Origin of the sequence: Pseudoduganella flava (assembly GCF_007830495.1) — a bacterium.
In the GTDB taxonomy this organism is placed as follows: Bacteria; Pseudomonadota; Gammaproteobacteria; order Burkholderiales; family Burkholderiaceae_D; genus Rugamonas; species Rugamonas flava.
In genome coordinates, this window is record NZ_VLKW01000001.1 from 185,859 (window position 1) to 201,274 (window position 15,416).

The following is a 15,416-nucleotide window of genomic DNA, read 5'->3' on the forward strand; positions in this document are numbered from 1 at the left end:
GGAGTAATTCATCATGGCTATCAGTCTGCAAAAAGGCGGCAACGTCAACCTGTCCAAGGAAGCTCCCGGTCTGACCCAACTGACCGTCGGCCTGGGCTGGGACGTGCGCAACACCGACGGCGCGGCATTCGACATCGACAGTTCGGCCTTCCTGCTGAAGGCGGACGGCAAGGTGCGCCAGGACCAGGACTTCATCTTCTACAACAACCTGAAGTCCACCGACGGCTCCGTGCAGCACTCGGGCGACAACCGCACCGGCGCGGGCGACGGCGACGACGAGACCGTGCGCATCGACCTCTCCAAGGTGCCGGCCGAAGTGGACCGCATCGCCGTGTGCGTGACGATCCACGATGCCGACAACCGCCGCCAGAACTTCGGCCAGGTGCAGAAGGCCTTCGTGCGCTGCGTGAACAGCGCGACGAACCAGGAGATCGCCCGCTATGACCTGTCCGAGGACGGCTCGACGGAGACGGCGATGGTGTTCGGCGAGGTCTATCGCAACGGCGCCGACTGGAAGTTCCGCGCCGTCGGCCAGGGCTACAAGGGCGGCCTGCATGCCCTCGCAACGAACTACGGTGTATCGGTCTAAGCCATGCCCGTCTTCACCGTAACAGGGGACGAGGATCCGTTCCTGCACGTGACCCTGCGCCATGGCGAGAAGATCTATTGCGAAGCGAACGCCATGGTGATGATGGAATCGAGCCTGGAGTTGAAGGGCAAGATGAACGGCGGACTGGGGGCGGCGCTGATGCGCACGTTCGCCAACGGCGAGTCGTTCTTCCAGCAGCACATCGAGGCGACGAAAGGGGACGGCGATTGCCTGCTGGCCCCGACGCTGCCCGGTGCGATGCAGGTGCTCGACGTGGGTCCGCGCCAGTACATGATCAGCGACGGTGCGTTCGTGGCGGCATCGTCCGGCGTGGACCTGAACGTGCGCACGCAGAACGTGGGCAACGCGCTGTTCGGCCAGACCGGCGGGTTCTTCATCACGGAGACTTCCGGCAGCGGCCAGCTGGTGGTATCGGGCTTCGGCTCGGTGGCCACGCTGGACGTGGTACCCGGCAAGGAAGTCACGATCGATAACTCGCACGTCGTGTGCTGGGACAGCTCGCTGCGTTACGAGATCTCGGTGGCGACGAGCCGCAGCAGCGGCTTCCTCGGCAACCTGGTGAACAGCGTGACGAGCGGCGAAGGCATGGTGCTCCGCTTCTCCGGAAGCGGCAAGGTGGTGGTGTGCTCCCGCAGCCGCGCGGCGTTCCTCGCGTGGCTGTCCAGCACCCGCCCGCAATGATAAGGAGGTAGCGATGTCTGTGAATTTGACGAAGGGCCAGAAGATCTCTCTGGACAAGGAAGCCGGTGCCACGCTGACGCACGTCGCGATGGGCCTGGGCTGGGATGCCGTGAAGAGCAAGGGCTTCCTCGGCTTCGGCACGAAGAGCGCCGAGATCGATCTGGACGCGTCGTGCGTGTTGTTCGACGAGGCCAACAAGCCGGTGGACGTCATCTGGTTCCGCCAGCTGAAGAGCCGCGACGGCAGCATCATGCACTCGGGCGACAACCGCACCGGCGCGGGCGACGGCGACGACGAGCAGATCAGCGTCAACCTGCAGCAGGTGCCCGCGAACGTGAAGAGCATCGTGTTCACGGTGAACAGCTTCACGGGCCAGAGCTTCACGCAAGTGCAGAACGCCTACTGCCGTCTGCTGAACGCGAACAACGGCAAGGAAGTGGCGCGGTTCGACCTGTCCGTGCAAGGGGCGCACAGCGCGCAGATCATGGCGAAGCTGTACCGCCACAACGGCGAATGGAAGATGCACGCGATCGGCGAGAACGGCACCGGCCGCACGTTCGACGACCTGCTGCCGCAGATCGCGCAGCACCTGTAACGAATCACGCGGCGGTGCGTGCACCGCCGCAGCGAATGTGTAGTACGTAAGGAGTTTCACCAGCGCCTGCCCCATGGCGCGCTTCCCTTTGCGGTGGTGCGGGTAACCGGCCACCGCTTTTTTTTCGTCCGCCAACAATTTCCAAAACGGAGGGACTGTCCCTCGTTTCAAGAAATATTTCCAAAACCGAGGGACAGTCCCTCCACGTTGTTTTCCGCCGCTGACCTGTCGGCATTCGCCTTCGGATCGCAGCGGCTTATAAACCGTGGCGATGCCGCGACAGTGGGCGAGGGGGACTGTCCCTCGGTTCTGGCAATATTTCCTAAATCGAGGGACAGTCCCCTGTGGTTTGGCGGCCACGCGCCGTTGCGTTATGCTGACGTCCTTTCGTGTTATCGATGCCGCATGCGCCTGTTGCAACTGATCCTGATCGCCGCCGTGTTTCTTGCCGTGCTGACCGCGCCGGCGGTGCTGGTGGCACGTGGCTTGTGGCGGCGCGGGTATCCGCTGGCGCCGCGCTGCCTGCGCGTCATCGTGCCGCTGCAGGTGCTCCTGGCGCTGGGCGCGGTCGTGTTGGGCGATGCGCTGGGGCGCCACGAGCTGCCGGCGCTGATCGTCGTTGCGACGCTCGGCACGAGCGCGTTGGGCGCCGCCGCGATGTGGGCGATCGGCGCGCTGTTCCCGGCGCGCCTGCTGTGACTACCTCAGGAAGAACTCCATCCCGCGCGACATCGCCGGGAACGCTGCCGAGCCGTGGTTCTCCTGCGCCAGCACGTGGAATTGCACCCGTTCGAGCGCGCCGTTCATGCCTTGCAGCGTTGCCGCGAGTTCGCGTGCCGCGTCGATCATCCGCCGCGTCGCTTGCACTCCCGCGTGCGATTCGGCCGATGCGCTGGCCGCCGCCGGTTGTTCCAGTTCGCCTACCGTCAGCAGCAGCGACGGCCGCGCAGGCAGCGCGGCGGCGCGCTTGGCGAAGCCTGCCAGTTCGCCCAGCACGTAGCGGTCGCGATACCAGATCGACGGGCTCGCGGCAAGGTAGGTCTGGAACATGCCCGGCCGCGTGAACAGCGCGTGCAGCGTGCACAGGCCGCCGTACGAGTGGCCGTACAGCGCCTGCCTGCCCGTGTCAATCGGCGCAAGCGTGCGCACCAGTGGCTTCAGTTCCTGGTCGATGAAATCGAGGAAGCGATCGGCCCCGCCTTCAGCCGCCGGCATGCCGGCACCGGATGGCGGCGTGTAGTCTCGCGTGCGCGCCGGGCCGTCGTAATCGTCGCCGCCCGCGTAGCCGATGCCGACGACGACCGGTGCCGCCTGCCCCTTCGCCTTGCTGCGCCGCGCCGCCGTGCGGGCAATCAGGGCCAGCGTGGGGAACGATGCATTGCCATCCAGCGCATACAGCACCGGATGGCCCTGCGGCGGCGCCGGCGTGTCCGGGATGCTGACGAAGATCCGGTAGCGCTGCCCCGTGATCGCCGAGGCGATATCGCACTGGCGCGCCTGCGGCAGCACGGCCGTCTGCCAGCCATCGTCCGCGCGCGCCATGGCGGGAACGAATGCCGGCAGCAGCACGCCGCCAAGCAGCAGGCCGCTCGCGCCAAGCACGCGGCGCCGCGCAGGGTGCAAGAGTTCGTGGCCGGCCATCAGAATTCCACCGTGGCCGGCATGTGTACAAGAAGGGCGGACGTCATTGCTTTTTAATGAGAATAATTCTCATTCTAACTCGACTTTGGCCGGCGCGCACCTGCCCGGCATGAATCGTCACGACTGCGCGGCAATGATCGCCGCGTTGTACACGGCATGCGTCACCACGGCCGCCAGCAAACCCTGGTTGCGCTGGTACGCATACGCGGCGCACAGCCCGAGCGCGAACACGGGCACCATCGACAGCGGCGGGTGCACGACGGCGAACAGCGCCGCGCTGGCCGCCATTGCGGCGGCGGGCGGCAGCGAGCGGCGCAAGCCGCCGAACAGCAGGCCGCGGAAAATGAATTCCTCGAACAGCGGCGCGGCCACGCAGGCAATCGCGAACAGCAGCGGCAGCGCGAAGTCGCGGTCAGGTCGCGGCAGCTCGATGCCGTAGCGGCGCACGGCCACCATCCACAGCAGCCCCGCCGCGATCGCGGGTAGTGCGCAGACGATCCCCGTCGCCACCGCGCCGCCGATGGACCCGTGCCGCAGCACTGGCACGCCGGCGGTGCGCATGCGCCAGTAGACGAGCCGCGCGACGCCGTACACGACGGCGCCGGCAATGGCCAGCGCGATCGCCAGCTCGGACAGCGCCGGCGGCCCATCGCCGTCATGCAGCAGCGCGAATGCGATGGCCTGCACGACGAAGAACAGCAGCGCGGCGGCCATGCCGTCGACAGCCGACACGCGCGGCGGTGCCGCGGCACCGGGGTCGAGCAGATACGGCAAGTGGTCGCGCGCCTTCTGCCACAACGCCAGCGCAAGTCCGATCACCAGCACGACCACGGACAGGCGGTGCGCCCACTCGTCGGTGTACAACGCATAACCGTATGCGGATGCCAGAAGCGAGTACAGGTAGACGTAGGTGGGCCGGATGCGCGCACCAGGTTCCGTGGCCAGCGGATCGGATGCCCACACGCCGAGCGCCACGGCGATCAGCGCGAACACGGGAATGCCGATTGCAACGAGGCCGATGCGCGCCGCCAGGTGCATGATCATGTGCCCGTCCAGCGCGGGCGCGAATGCGAGGCCCAGCGCGAACACGGCGGCCGGATACACGAGCGCCAGCAGCCCCCACAGCCGCGCCTTCTCGGCCAGCATCCGTTCCAGCGTGCCGGGGAACGTGTAGAGCATCCACAGCGACTGGCCTTCCGTGTTGATGGTCTGGAAGGCGGACAGCAGCAGCACGTAGCTGCCCAGGCCAAACGCGATCGAGGCCAGCAGCGCCTGGTCCTGCCCAAGCTCCGCGAAGGCTTGCATGCGGCCGGAGAAGAACACCTGGCTGCCGATGATCACCACGGGCACGACGAGGCTTTGCACAAGAAACGAACGGTCGCGCCCCAGCAGGCGCAGTTCGCGCCGCTGCAGCGGCGTGCCGGGCAGGCGATCCAGCGTGTCCGCGCGGCCCGCCGTGCGCGCTGTCTCGCGCGAGCTGGCCGCCACCACGCCGCCGGCCAGCTGCCGTGCCAGCAGCGCGATGCCGGCCCACAGCACCAGCGCCGTCACCAGCGCCATCGCGCCGAACAGCGCCAGCGCGGCCGGCAGTGTGCGGGCGTCGAGCCAGAGCAGCACGACGCCGGGCGGGGTCCACTGCGTCCACGCGGGCCAGGCGCGCGCCCAGCCCAGCGTCAGCGCGCCGTTGCCTGTCGCCAGCGAGATCACCAGGTACATCAGCGGCATCGAGACGATCGAGATCGCAGCCTGCAGGTTGCGCAGCCGCGAAGGCGGCATCGCCAGCCGCAGGCCCGTATCGACCAGCGTGCGCAGCACAGCCGCCTGCGCCAACAGCGCCAGTGTGGCGGCCACCGCGGCGAGCGGCGCGCTCCAGCGCATCCCCGTGTGCCAGGCAGTGGCGACGGTGGCGGGCCACAGCACCAGCAAGCCGGTGGGATTGGTCACCGTGCGTTCCAGCACGCGTGCCCAAAGTAGGGCACTGCGTCCGACCGGCAGCGTGACGAGCCATTCGAGGTCCCAGTCCGGCTGCGCCAGCTCGCGGCTGGCCAGCGGCACCAGCAGCGCGACGAGCCACAGCAACGTCAGTTCCATCGTCACGCCCGCCGTCAGCTCGGGCGAGAACGGCGCTTCCAGCAACTCCGCGCCGACCACGCGCTCGCGGTCGTCGATGCCCACCTGTGCACCGCAGGCGGTGGCAGGCGTCAGCTCGCACTGCAGGTTCACGAGGATCTGGTGCGACATGTGGGTGAACGCCAGCGTCATCAGCACGGCGACGACGAGCGACACGATCCAGCGGCCGCGCCGCTTGCCGGCGGTGGCGGCGCGCTTGCCGGCCTTCGCGGGGCGGCGCGACACGGTGGCCAGGTTCACCAGCCGGCGCAGCCGCAGGCGCACCAGCAGCCACGCGGCTTGCGCGCCGCCGACGGGAGGCAGGGCGTTCATGGCTGCGCCGTCTCGTCGGTAATCTTCAGGAACACTTCCTCGAGCGACGTGCTGCTTTCGTCGCGCAACTCGTCCAGCGCGCCGGTGGCGACCAGCGTGCCGCGGTGGATGATGCCGACGCGGGCGCACATGCGCTGCGCCATGTCGAGCAGGTGGGTGGAGACAAAGATCGTCTTGCCGGCGGCGGCGCGGCCCACGAGCAGATCCTGCACGTCGCGCGCGGCGCGCGGGTCGAGGCCGTTGATCGGTTCGTCGAGGATCAGCACGGCCGGGTCGTGCACGAGCGCGCACGCAAGGCCCAGCTTCTTCTTCATCCCCATCGAGTAGTTGACGGCGAATTCCTCGGAGACTTCGCCGAGGCCGAATTCATCGAGCAGGATTTCGGCGCGCGCGGCCGCGTCGCGCCGCGGCAGGCCGTGCATCTCGCCGACGAACTGCAGGATCTCGCGGCCGCGCAGGTAGTCGTAGAAGATCGGGTTGTCCGGCAGGTAGCCGACGTGCCGCTTCACTTCGGCACCGTCGCGGTGGCAATCGAGGCCGTCGACGAGCACGCGGCCGGCACTGGGCACGAGGATGCCCATCATCATGCGGATCGTCGTCGTCTTGCCGGCACCGTTCGGGCCGAGAAAGCCGAAGACCTCGCCGCGCCGCACCGTCAGGTGCAGCGGGCGCACCGCTTCATAGTCGCCATAGCGCTTGGCCAGGCCGTCGAACTCGATCATGTCGCTCCCGCGCGTGGAAGAGGAGCGACGATGTTACACCAGGGGTAACCGTGACGTTCAGTCGTGCCGCAAGCTCATGCCGATGCGGTCCGTGCGCGGCGCCCAGCTGCCCTTGATGTCGGCCGAGACGAGGATCCGTTCGGCGCGGCCGATCAGCAGCGCGCGCGGCACCGTGCCGAAGAAGCGCGAGTCGCCGCTGTTGTCGCGGTTATCGCCCAGCATCAGGTAGCTGTCCTTCGGCACCGTGATGGGGCCGAAGTCGCGCATCGCGCGCACCTGCGGCAGCACCTGGATGCGGTAGCTCGCGTCGCCGGCGTCTTCGCGCAGCCGCAGCGCGGCCAGGTCGCCCAGCGGCGCCACGTGCTCGATCGCGTTGTCCAGCACCGTGTAGTCGGCCTGGCGGCCGTTGATCAGCAGCCGCTCGCCGCGCATCTCGACGGTGTCGCCGGGCAGCGCGGCGATGCGCTTGATCAGCCGGGTGCCGTCCTTCGGCGACGAGAACGTGACGATGTCGCCGCGGTGCGGTTCGCCGGTGCGCGCCAGCGAGATGTCGGTCAGCGGGATCTTCACGTCGTAGGCGAGGCGGTTGACGAACACCACGTCGCCTTCGAGCAGGTTCGGACGCATCGACGCGGACGGGATCGGATTCCAGTCCGCCACCGCGGTGCGGAAGATCCCAAACAGCAGCAGGAACGCAAGAAAGCCCTTGTTGGCGCGGATGACGTCTTTCATCGAAACTCCCGATACGAAGTTGGTGGAAAGGCCATCATCGGGCCGCAGGCTTAATCGTGGCTTATTCCGCGAGCTGGATGCCGAAGACCGCTTCGAGGCGCCGGCGGCCCGCAGGCGGCACGGCAAGTGCGCGGCTATCCAGGTCCTGTTCGACCCAGCCCTTGTCCAGTGCGAGGCGCAGCAGCGCCGCGCCGAGCGCGCCGCCCAGGTGCGCGCGCCGTTCGCTCCAGTCCAGGCACGGGCAGGCGAAGCGACGCCGGCGTTGGCGCAACGCGGCAACGTCCAGGCCCAGGGCGGCGCAGCCCGCGGTGCCGGCCGGTGTCAGCGCGTAGCCGTCGTCTGCCGCGACCAGCCAGCCCTGGGTGAGCAGGCGATCGTGCAGCGCGACGGCCACGGTGCCGGCCATGTGGTCGTAGCACGTGCGGGCATTGCGCAGCCGCGTGGGCGTCGTCGGCGTGAACGGCACGCGCGGCACGCCGGCGACGACGAGCAACGCCTCCAGAGCGGCCGCCACCTCCTGCCCGGCGAGGCTGTAGTAGCGGTGCTTGCCTTGCGCAAGCTGCTCCAGCAAGCCTTCGTCCTTCAGCTTCGCCAGGTGGGCGCTGGCGGTGGACGGGCTGACCTCGGCCACGACGGCCAGCTCCGTGCTGGTACGGGCGTGGCCGTCGAGCAGGCTGCACAGCATGCGTGCGCGGGCAGGTTCCGCGATCGCGGCGGCGATGCGGGCAAGCCGCGTATCGGCGTGGACGGGTGCATCCATGATTCGGTCCTGGGCGAAGTGTCGATGGGAGTCCTTCAGCATACTGCACACGAACCGAACACGTAAAGGAGCAGCATGGAACGCAACACCGAACCGGGCGCCTGGCCCGCCGACCCGATCGCGGCCGTCACGCATCCCGATCCCTATCCGTGGTATGCGCACATCGCGGCGGAGCCGAAGCTGGTCTACGACGAGCGATTGAAGCTGTGGGTGGCCGCGGCGCCCACGCTGATGCGCGAGGTGCTGGCACATCCGGATTGCCGCGTGCGGCCCGTGCACGAACCCGTGCCCGCCGCGATCGCCGGGCCGGCCGGCGCGTTGTTCGGCGCGCTGGCGCGGATGAACGAGGGCCCGCGGCATGCATCGCCGAAGGCCGCGCTGCTGCACGCGCTGGCGACGCTCGATGAGCAAGCGGTGCGCGCATGTGCGGACCGTGTTGCCGCGCCGCTGGCGGCAGGCGTTGCCGATGCGCAGACGCTGAACGCCTATCTGTTCGCCGCGCCGGTACGCACCGTCGCAGCCTTGCTGGGCTGGCCGGACGAGCGCCTGGCGCAAGTGGAAGGCTGGACCCGCGAATTCGTTGCATGCCTGTCGCCGCTGTCGAGTGCCGCCGCCATCGCGGCGTCGCACGGTGCGGCCGATGCGCTGCTGGCGGCGCTGCGCGAGCTGGTGCGGGCCGAATGTACGAATCCCGGCAAGCGCCATTTGCTGGCGGGCGTGCTGGCCGCCCCAATGCCCGACGAGCACACGCTGCTGGCCAACCTGGCGGGCTTGCTGAGCCAGACGTACGAGGCGACGGCGGGCCTGCTCGGCAACTGCGTCACGGCGCTGCTGCGCGACTCGGCGGCCGACCGTAGCACGCTGGTGGAGCGCGTGAGCCGCGCCGACCCGGCGATCCACAACACGCGGCGCTATGCCGCATGCGACGTCGACGTGGGCGGTGTGCGCGTGACGGCAGGGGAGGGGATCCTGCTCGTGCTGGCCACCGCGGACGGCTTCGGGCATGGCCGCCACGCCTGCCCTGGCCAGGCGCTGGCCACGACCATCGTCACCCGCGCGCTGCTGGCGCTGCCGGCCGGCTTACCTGCGTTGGGATGGCATTACCGGCCATCCGTCAACGCCCGCATTCCCGTCTTCATGGAGGCCGTATGATCGCAGTGATCTTCGAAGTAGTTCCGCACCCGGATCGCAAGCAGCGTTACCTGGACCATGCCGCGGCATTGCGCCCGCTGGTCGAAGGGATCGACGGCTTCATCTCCATCGAGCGCTTCCAGAGCCTGACGAACCCCGACAAGCTGCTGTCGCTGTCCGTGTTTCGCGATGAGGCGGCGCTCGTACAGTGGCGTAATCTGGAGGCGCACCAGGGCGCGCAGCGCGCCGGCCGCGAGAGCCTGTTTGCCGATTACCGGCTGCGCGTGGCCAGTGTGATGCGCGACTACGGGATGCACGAACGCGCGCAGGCCCCGGAGGACCTGCGCGCGCGGAACGGCTGAGTGACTTGGAGGAGTGACGTGGATGTGCGCCGGGCGTCAGTACTTCCAGTTCAGCGTCACGCTCGCATTGCGCGGCGCCGCGTAGTAGCTCTGGCTCCAGTACAGGCTCGTCAGGTACTTCTTGTCCGTGACGTTGTTGACGTTGACCGCGAGGGACAGCTGGCGGTTGATGTCGTAGCGGGCCATCAGGCCCAGTACGGTGTAGGCGGACTGGCGGATCGCGGCGCCGTCGGCTTCGTTGCGGTGGATGTCGTCCTGCCACTTGGCACCGACGCCGACGGTCAGCGGCAGCGTCGGCAGGCGATAGGTCGCGGACAGGCGCAGCGTGCGGCGCGGCAGGTAGGTACGGGCAGCGGCGCCCGCCGGATCTTCGATCGACAGCACGGTGAAGTTGGCGCTGGTCTGCAGGCCTTTCGCCAATTCGCCGCTCGCCTCGAGTTCGACGCCTTTCGATTCGGCGTCGATGCCGCGGTAGTAGGCCTTCGTGCCGGCAATGCCGGCCTGCTCGGCGATATTGGTCTGCTTGGTCCGGAACAGCGCGGCGGACGTGTTCAGGCGACGGTTGAACCAGTCGCTCTTGATGCCCAGTTCCGCGTTCTTGCCTTCCATCGGCGCCAGCGTGTTACCCGCGATGTCCGTCTCGCTCTGCGGCGAGAAGATCTCCGAGTAGCTGCCATAGGCCGTCACGTTCGGCAGGATGTCGTAGGTGAGGCCCAGATACGGCGTCGTCTTCGTCGCCGAGCGGGATTTCGCCACGCCGTACGACAGGCCGTCGCTGTCGGCCTTCGTCGTCGTGAAGCCGGTGATCAGCTTGAGCTGGTCCGCCACGTTGAAGCGCGCCACGCCAAAGATCGACTTGCGCTTGTCGGTGTACGCGCTGCCGTCCACGCTCGCGTCGAACGCGGGTTCGGGGAAGGCGCCGCCCCAGGTCTCCAGCGCGGGCAGCGGAGTGCCGATGCCCTGGCCGTAATAGGAAATGTCGTCGAGCGTGCTCTTCGACCAGTTCGCGCCGAACGACAGCTCGTGCTCGCGGCCCGCCAGGTTGAACTTTCCGTTCACGGACGCATCGAACAGGGTCTGCTTGTTGTCGGCGTCATAGCGCGACGGATAGGCATACAGGCCCAGGCCCGTCGTGCGGTCCGGCGTGCCGTACACATAGAACATCTTGCCGCGCGTCTTGAAGGTATTGCGCGACAGCGTCGCCTGGGCCGTCCAGCCCGCGCCGAGGCGCTGCTTCAGCTCGACGAACGTCTGCTGGTACTCGTTGCGCGTGTGCGCCCAGTCGGTGGCGGTGCTGGTGCCCACGTCGTAGTTGGTCGGCGTGAGGTCCGTGTAGTACAGCGGCAGCGCGCCCCACAGGGCGCCGTTGACGTTGCCGATCTGCGCGGTGTGGCCGACGGTCAGCAGCGTGTCCGGCGTCAGGTCCGCTTCGATCACGCCATAGATCACCTTGCGGTCGTTCGAGTAGCGGTCCAGGTAGGAATCGCTGTCCTCGTAGGCCGCGACGAGACGGCCGCGGATCGTGCCGGCTTCGTTCAGCGAGCCGGACACGTCGCCGTCGAAGCGCTTCTTGCTCCACGTGCCGTACGTCAGCGCGGCCGATGCCTGCAGCGCCTGCGTCGGGCGCTTGCGGATGAAGTTGACCGTAGCGGACGGGTTGCCCACGCCGGACATCAGGCCATTGGCACCGCGCACGATGTCGATACGCTCGTACAGCGACGTGTCGAGGTTGCCGTACACGTTACCGTACACGAACGGGATGCCGATACCGTCGTACTGGAAGTTGGTGATGTCGAAGCCGCGCGCCGTGTAGTAGGTGCGGTCCGTTTCGATGCGCTCGACGGTGACGCCGGCCGTATTGGTCAGCATGTCATTGACGGAGTCGAGCCGAAAATCATCCATGAACGCGCGCGTGACGACGGAGACAGCTTGCGGCGTTTCACGCAACGACAGATTCAGCCGCGTGGACGAATTGCTGGCGGGAGCCGTGTAGCCATTCTCCGCCGCGCCCTCGACGACCACGGTCTGCATCTTGGTTTCCGCTGCCGCTTCCTCCGGCGCGTCCGGCCCGGCATGCGCAACGCCGCACAGCAGGGTCGCGGCGAGGGCGAAAGGTGTCAGACGGAGGGACGTGTTCGGCGGCAGCATGATCTTCCTTTTGTTATGAACGCAAATGAGAATGATTCGCATTGTAACTGGAATGTCAAGCCCTGCCAAGCTGAGCTATCCACCTACAAGCTGTAAAACCAGGTAAAAACGGGTGGCTGAAATGAAAATTGCCTGAAAACCAAGGTCTGACCCCGGTTTTCAGGCAATGCATGGGAGCGAGGCGTCAGTGCGCCGTCTTCTGCACGAGGGCGCTGCCGATGCCGTGTCGCTGGCGTTCACTGACGGCGGTGACGGTGCCGTCCGCATTGAAGACGAGCGCGTTGGCGGCGCCGATTTCTTCCGGCTTGGCCGACCAGCGCTGGCCGTAGCGCTGCAGCGTCTGCGCTTGCGCGCTGCCGGGGAAGCCCGGTTCGACGTCCGTCGCGGCGCCGTTGCGTTCGGACAGGCGGGGCGCGGCGATCGCTTCATCCATCGGCATGCCCAGGTCGACGTGGTTGACAATCGTCTGCAGCACCGTCGTGATGATCGTCGCGCCGCCCGGGCTGCCGATCGTGAACGCCGGCTTGCCGTTCTTCAGTGCGATCGTCGGCGCCATGCTGCTGCGCGGGCGCTTGCCCGCTTCCGGCACGTTCGGGTGCGGGCCGGCGAAATCGAAGTCCGTCATCTCGTTATTGAGCAGGAAGCCGTGGCCGGGCACGACGATGCCGCTACCGCCCCACGATTCGATCGTGAACGTGTACGAGACGATGTTGCCATCCTTGTCGGAGACCGTCAGGTGCGTGGTGTGGGCGCCTTCGCGCAGCAGCCGGCTGCTGGCGGGGGCGGGGCGCAGCGGCACGCTGGCGTCCTGCTGGAAGGCGTACGGATCGCCCGCGGCAACCGGGCCGGCGGCGGCGTGGCCGATGTCGATCAGCTTGCGCCGCTCGGCCGCGTAGGCCTTGCTGAGCAGGCCGGCGACGGGCGGTTCCAAGTATTCCGGGTCGGCCACGTAGGCGTTACGGTCCGCGAACGCGAGGCGGCTCGCCTCCAGGTAAAGGTGCTCGGCCTGCTCGCGCTTCAACGTGCGCAAGTCCCAGCCTTCCAGGATGTTCAGCGCCTCGAACACGGCCACGCCGCCGCTGCTGGGCGGCGGCATGCCGTACAGCTCATAGCCGCGGTACGTGGTGCTGACGGGCTGGCGGATGCGCGCCTCGTAATTGGCCAGGTCGGCCAGGGTCATCGCACCGCCGCGTACCGTGACGCCGGCCGCGGTGGCGGGGCGGTTCACCGCGTCGACGATCGCGCGCGCCAGCGGGCCTTCGTAGAACGCCTTCACGCCGCCCTTGGCCAGCGTGCGGTACGTCTTGGCCAGGTCGGGGTTGCGCAGCAGCGTACCCGCGGGCAGCGCGGCGCCGTTCTTCAGGTACAGCGCGGCGGTGGCGGGGAAGCGGCGGAACTTGTCGGTGTTTTCCGCCACCAAGTGCGAGAAGTTCTCGTTGACGGTGAAGCCCTTGTCGGCCACGGCGATCGCCGGCGCCAGCACGTCCTTGAACGTCATCGTGCCGTAGCGCTGCAGCGCCTCGTGCCAGCCGCGCACGGTGCCGGGCACGCCGACCGACATGCCGCTGGCAACGACGGTGTCGAAGTCCATTTCCTTGCCGTCCGCCGTGAACACGGTGGGCTTGAACGCGGCCGGCGCCATCTCGCGGTGGTCGATCGTGATCACGCGCTTGTCCTTGGCCAGGTAGACCACCATGAAGCCGCCCCCGCCGATGCCGCAGCTGAACGGATCGGTGACGCCCAGCGTCGCTGCCGCGGCGACGGCCGCGTCGATCGCGTTGCCGCCCCGGTTCAGGATCGCGATCGCCGATTGCGACGCCTGCTCGCTGATCGTGGCGACGGCACCGCCGGTACCGGTGGCGACGGGCGTCTTGGCTTGGCCGGTGGCACAGGCCAGCGCGAGGATGGTGATCGCGCAATAGGTTGGGGCGGAGCGGACGAGGGGACGGGCCAGGGAACGGGTCATGTGCTGGAGGGCTGGACTGAGCCGGGCTGAGCAATAGATACCCGCAAGCTTACCCGATAATCCGGCGGTTCAGCATGCAGCGCGGGCGGCTCCGGCGGATCCAGGCTTTCCAGTGCGAACGTCAGGCCATCCTGCGTGAGGGTGGGCGCTGCGTTCGGCATGTTCTCGGCGAGCACGAAGTTGTGCGTGCCCTGCGGGCCGGTCAGCGTGAACGTGTAGCTGATGTAGCCGGCCCAGACGCACACGGCGCCTTTCTTGCAGCGGCTGTCGTTGATGCGTTCCAGTTTCAGTGTGGTGCCGGGCGCGAGCGACACGCTCTCGCCCTGGCGCAGCGTATAGCTGGCGCTGGTCTTGCGCGGCTTGCTTTCGCCGGCGCTGGTGCCATCGATGCTGCACGCCGCCATGATGCCGAACGTGAGCGCAAAGGTAAAAATGCCAAAGAGCCTGGCTTGCATACGTCCTCCATGCGGCAAAGGCTGAGGACGAAGATTAGCAAAGTGTTACGATGGGTGGCGCACCGCTGAGCTGTGGCTGCCGAGCAAACGAGCGTTAGCAGAAGAAAGTTGCTCAAAATGGGTCCGTCCCCACTTTTTGAGCAATAAAAAAACCGGGCACGAGGCCCGGTTCTTCATGTCGCGGCAGTCGCTCAGGCGTAAGCGGCCAGCGCGCCCTTCATCTTCTTCAGCGCGGCCGATTCGATCTGGCGGATGCGCTCGGCCGACACGCCGAACTCGTCGGCCAGCGTGTGCAGCGTGGCGCCGGAGCCGTCGTCGTTGGCCAGCCAGCGCGCCTCGATGATGCGGCGCGAGCGCGGGTCCAGTTTCGACAGCGCCGTTTCCAGGCCTTCGGACTGCAGGCGCGTCACCTGCTCCGCTTCCAGCACCTTGGTCGGCTCCGTCTGGTCGGACGACAGGTAGGCGATCGGCGAGAACTTGTCGTCTTCGTCGTCGGTCGGCGCTTCCAGCGCGATGTCGCGGCCCGACAGGCGGGTTTCCATCTCGATCACTTCCTCGCGCTTCACGTCCAGCGTCTTGGCCAGCTGGTCGATCTGGTCCGGCGTCATCGCATCCAGGCCCTGCTTGTGGCTGCGCAGGTTGAAGAACAGCTTGCGCTGCGCCTTCGTCGTCGCCACCTTGACCAGGCGCCAGTTCTTCAGGATGTACTCGTGCATTTCCGCCTTGATCCAGTGCATCGCGTAGGACACCAGGCGCACGCCCTGGTCCGGGTCGAAGCGCTTCACGGCCTTCATCAAGCCGATGTTGCCTTCCTGGATCAGGTCGGCATGGGGCAGGCCATAGCCGAGGTAGCCACGGGCGATCGACACCACCAGGCGCAGGTGGGACAGCACGAGCTTCTCGGCCGCCTTCAGGTCGTTGTTTTCCTTCAGGCGGCGGCCCAGCGAGACCTCTTCCTCATGGGTGAGCATCGGCAGACGGTTCACTGCGGAAATGTAGGCGTCCAGGTTACCCAGGTTGCCGCTGAACCCGAGTCCCAAAGCACGGCTGCCGGCAGGAACCAGGGCGGAAGGTGCGGACATCATATTCATTTTCATTTCCTCGCTCGAAGGGTCTTGCATGCACGCCGCGGGATTACGGACAGTGCGCACTGCATACAGCATGCAATGGG

Annotated in this window: 15 protein-coding genes; 6 read left to right on the forward strand and 9 right to left on the reverse strand. The window is 67.4% G+C overall.

Translation table 11 applies throughout. The features are described from left to right. The first annotated feature begins 13 nt into the window (after positions 1-13). From IP92_RS00885 to IP92_RS00900, 4 genes are all read left to right on the forward strand, one after another. Positions 14-589, forward strand: a complete 576-nt coding sequence (locus IP92_RS00885; protein WP_145872647.1) for a TerD family protein — start codon at positions 14-16, stop codon at positions 587-589. Between the two features lie 3 nt (positions 590-592). After that, positions 593-1,291 carry a TIGR00266 family protein gene (locus IP92_RS00890; RefSeq protein ID WP_145872648.1) on the forward strand — a complete coding sequence of 233 codons (699 nt, stop codon included), beginning with the start codon at positions 593-595 and terminating at the stop codon, positions 1,289-1,291. A gap of 13 nt (positions 1,292-1,304) precedes the next feature. Then, positions 1,305-1,886, forward strand: coding sequence for a TerD family protein (locus IP92_RS00895; RefSeq protein ID WP_145872649.1), 582 nt, complete (start codon positions 1,305-1,307; stop codon positions 1,884-1,886). Between the two features lie 405 nt (positions 1,887-2,291). Beyond that, positions 2,292-2,585 carry a hypothetical protein gene (locus IP92_RS00900; protein ID WP_145872650.1) on the forward strand — a complete coding sequence of 98 codons (294 nt, stop codon included), beginning with the start codon at positions 2,292-2,294 and terminating at the stop codon, positions 2,583-2,585. On the opposite strand, the gene IP92_RS00905 is transcribed toward IP92_RS00900, so the two are convergent. The 5 genes from IP92_RS00905 to IP92_RS00925 all read right to left on the reverse strand — a co-directional run bounded on the left by IP92_RS00905 (position 2,586) and on the right by IP92_RS00925 (position 8,183). After that, entirely contained in the window at positions 2,586-3,527 is a 942-nt protein-coding gene (locus IP92_RS00905) for an alpha/beta hydrolase (RefSeq protein WP_145872651.1), read from the reverse strand. It lies immediately after the preceding gene. A gap of 117 nt (positions 3,528-3,644) precedes the next feature. Beyond that, complete coding sequence (locus IP92_RS00910) at positions 3,645-5,969, reverse strand: CPBP family intramembrane glutamic endopeptidase (protein ID WP_145872652.1); 2,325 nt, start codon at positions 5,967-5,969, stop codon at positions 3,645-3,647. Continuing rightward, positions 5,966-6,691 carry an ABC transporter ATP-binding protein gene (locus IP92_RS00915; RefSeq protein ID WP_145872653.1) on the reverse strand — a complete coding sequence of 242 codons (726 nt, stop codon included), beginning with the start codon at positions 6,689-6,691 and terminating at the stop codon, positions 5,966-5,968. Before IP92_RS00915 ends, IP92_RS00910 begins: the two co-directional genes overlap by 4 nt. Before the next feature lie 57 nt (positions 6,692-6,748). Then, the gene (gene lepB, locus IP92_RS00920; RefSeq protein WP_145872654.1) at positions 6,749-7,423 is read right to left on the reverse strand and encodes a signal peptidase I; all 675 of its coding nucleotides are present in this window, start codon (positions 7,421-7,423) and stop codon (positions 6,749-6,751) included. A gap of 61 nt (positions 7,424-7,484) precedes the next feature. After that, complete coding sequence (locus IP92_RS00925; protein ID WP_145872655.1) at positions 7,485-8,183, reverse strand: helix-turn-helix domain-containing protein; 699 nt, start codon at positions 8,181-8,183, stop codon at positions 7,485-7,487. A 75-nt stretch (positions 8,184-8,258) separates the two neighbouring features. On the opposite strand from IP92_RS00925, the gene IP92_RS00930 reads away from it, so the two are divergent. Both IP92_RS00930 and IP92_RS00935 read left to right on the forward strand, forming a co-directional pair. Beyond that, positions 8,259-9,335 carry a cytochrome P450 family protein gene (locus tag IP92_RS00930; protein WP_145872656.1) on the forward strand — a complete coding sequence of 359 codons (1,077 nt, stop codon included), beginning with the start codon at positions 8,259-8,261 and terminating at the stop codon, positions 9,333-9,335. Next, positions 9,332-9,676 carry an antibiotic biosynthesis monooxygenase family protein gene (locus IP92_RS00935; protein ID WP_145872657.1) on the forward strand — a complete coding sequence of 115 codons (345 nt, stop codon included), beginning with the start codon at positions 9,332-9,334 and terminating at the stop codon, positions 9,674-9,676. Before IP92_RS00930 ends, IP92_RS00935 begins: the two co-directional genes overlap by 4 nt. Before the next feature lie 36 nt (positions 9,677-9,712). Here IP92_RS00935 and IP92_RS00940 read toward each other — a convergent pair whose 3' ends face one another. From IP92_RS00940 to rpoH, 4 genes are all read right to left on the reverse strand, one after another. Then, positions 9,713-11,824: a TonB-dependent siderophore receptor gene (locus IP92_RS00940; protein ID WP_158206795.1), complete on the reverse strand. Its 2,112-nt coding sequence runs from the start codon at positions 11,822-11,824 to the stop codon at positions 9,713-9,715. 184 nt (positions 11,825-12,008) lie between these two features. Continuing rightward, complete coding sequence (ggt, locus tag IP92_RS00945; RefSeq protein WP_145872659.1) at positions 12,009-13,790, reverse strand: gamma-glutamyltransferase; 1,782 nt, start codon at positions 13,788-13,790, stop codon at positions 12,009-12,011. Further along, positions 13,787-14,245, reverse strand: a complete 459-nt coding sequence (locus IP92_RS00950; protein ID WP_145872660.1) for a hypothetical protein — start codon at positions 14,243-14,245, stop codon at positions 13,787-13,789. Before IP92_RS00950 ends, ggt begins: the two co-directional genes overlap by 4 nt. Before the next feature lie 191 nt (positions 14,246-14,436). Next, positions 14,437-15,330, reverse strand: a complete 894-nt coding sequence (gene rpoH / locus IP92_RS00955) for an RNA polymerase sigma factor RpoH (RefSeq protein ID WP_145873256.1) — start codon at positions 15,328-15,330, stop codon at positions 14,437-14,439. Positions 15,331-15,416: the final 86 nt, after the last annotated feature.

Bases quoted from the DNA above. Each gene is read 5' to 3' on its own strand.
- ggt (WP_145872659.1), bottom strand. From the start codon at position 13,790: ATGACCCGTTCCCTGGCCCGTCCCCTCGTCCGCTCCGCCCCAACCTAT.
- IP92_RS00930 (WP_145872656.1), top strand. From the start codon at position 8,259: ATGGAACGCAACACCGAACCGGGCGCCTGGCCCGCCGACCCGATCGCG.
- IP92_RS00915 (WP_145872653.1), bottom strand. From the start codon at position 6,691: ATGATCGAGTTCGACGGCCTGGCCAAGCGCTATGGCGACTATGAAGCG.
- IP92_RS00925 (WP_145872655.1), bottom strand. From the start codon at position 8,183: ATGGATGCACCCGTCCACGCCGATACGCGGCTTGCCCGCATCGCCGCC.
- IP92_RS00895 (WP_145872649.1), top strand. From the start codon at position 1,305: ATGTCTGTGAATTTGACGAAGGGCCAGAAGATCTCTCTGGACAAGGAA.
- IP92_RS00950 (WP_145872660.1), bottom strand. From the start codon at position 14,245: ATGCAAGCCAGGCTCTTTGGCATTTTTACCTTTGCGCTCACGTTCGGC.
- IP92_RS00890 (WP_145872648.1), top strand. From the start codon at position 593: ATGCCCGTCTTCACCGTAACAGGGGACGAGGATCCGTTCCTGCACGTG.
- IP92_RS00940 (WP_158206795.1), bottom strand. From the start codon at position 11,824: ATGCTGCCGCCGAACACGTCCCTCCGTCTGACACCTTTCGCCCTCGCC.
- IP92_RS00885 (WP_145872647.1), top strand. From the start codon at position 14: ATGGCTATCAGTCTGCAAAAAGGCGGCAACGTCAACCTGTCCAAGGAA.
- IP92_RS00905 (WP_145872651.1), bottom strand. From the start codon at position 3,527: ATGGCCGGCCACGAACTCTTGCACCCTGCGCGGCGCCGCGTGCTTGGC.
- rpoH (WP_145873256.1), bottom strand. From the start codon at position 15,330: ATGATGTCCGCACCTTCCGCCCTGGTTCCTGCCGGCAGCCGTGCTTTG.
- lepB (WP_145872654.1), bottom strand. From the start codon at position 7,423: ATGAAAGACGTCATCCGCGCCAACAAGGGCTTTCTTGCGTTCCTGCTG.
- IP92_RS00900 (WP_145872650.1), top strand. From the start codon at position 2,292: ATGCGCCTGTTGCAACTGATCCTGATCGCCGCCGTGTTTCTTGCCGTG.
- IP92_RS00935 (WP_145872657.1), top strand. From the start codon at position 9,332: ATGATCGCAGTGATCTTCGAAGTAGTTCCGCACCCGGATCGCAAGCAG.
- IP92_RS00910 (WP_145872652.1), bottom strand. From the start codon at position 5,969: ATGAACGCCCTGCCTCCCGTCGGCGGCGCGCAAGCCGCGTGGCTGCTG.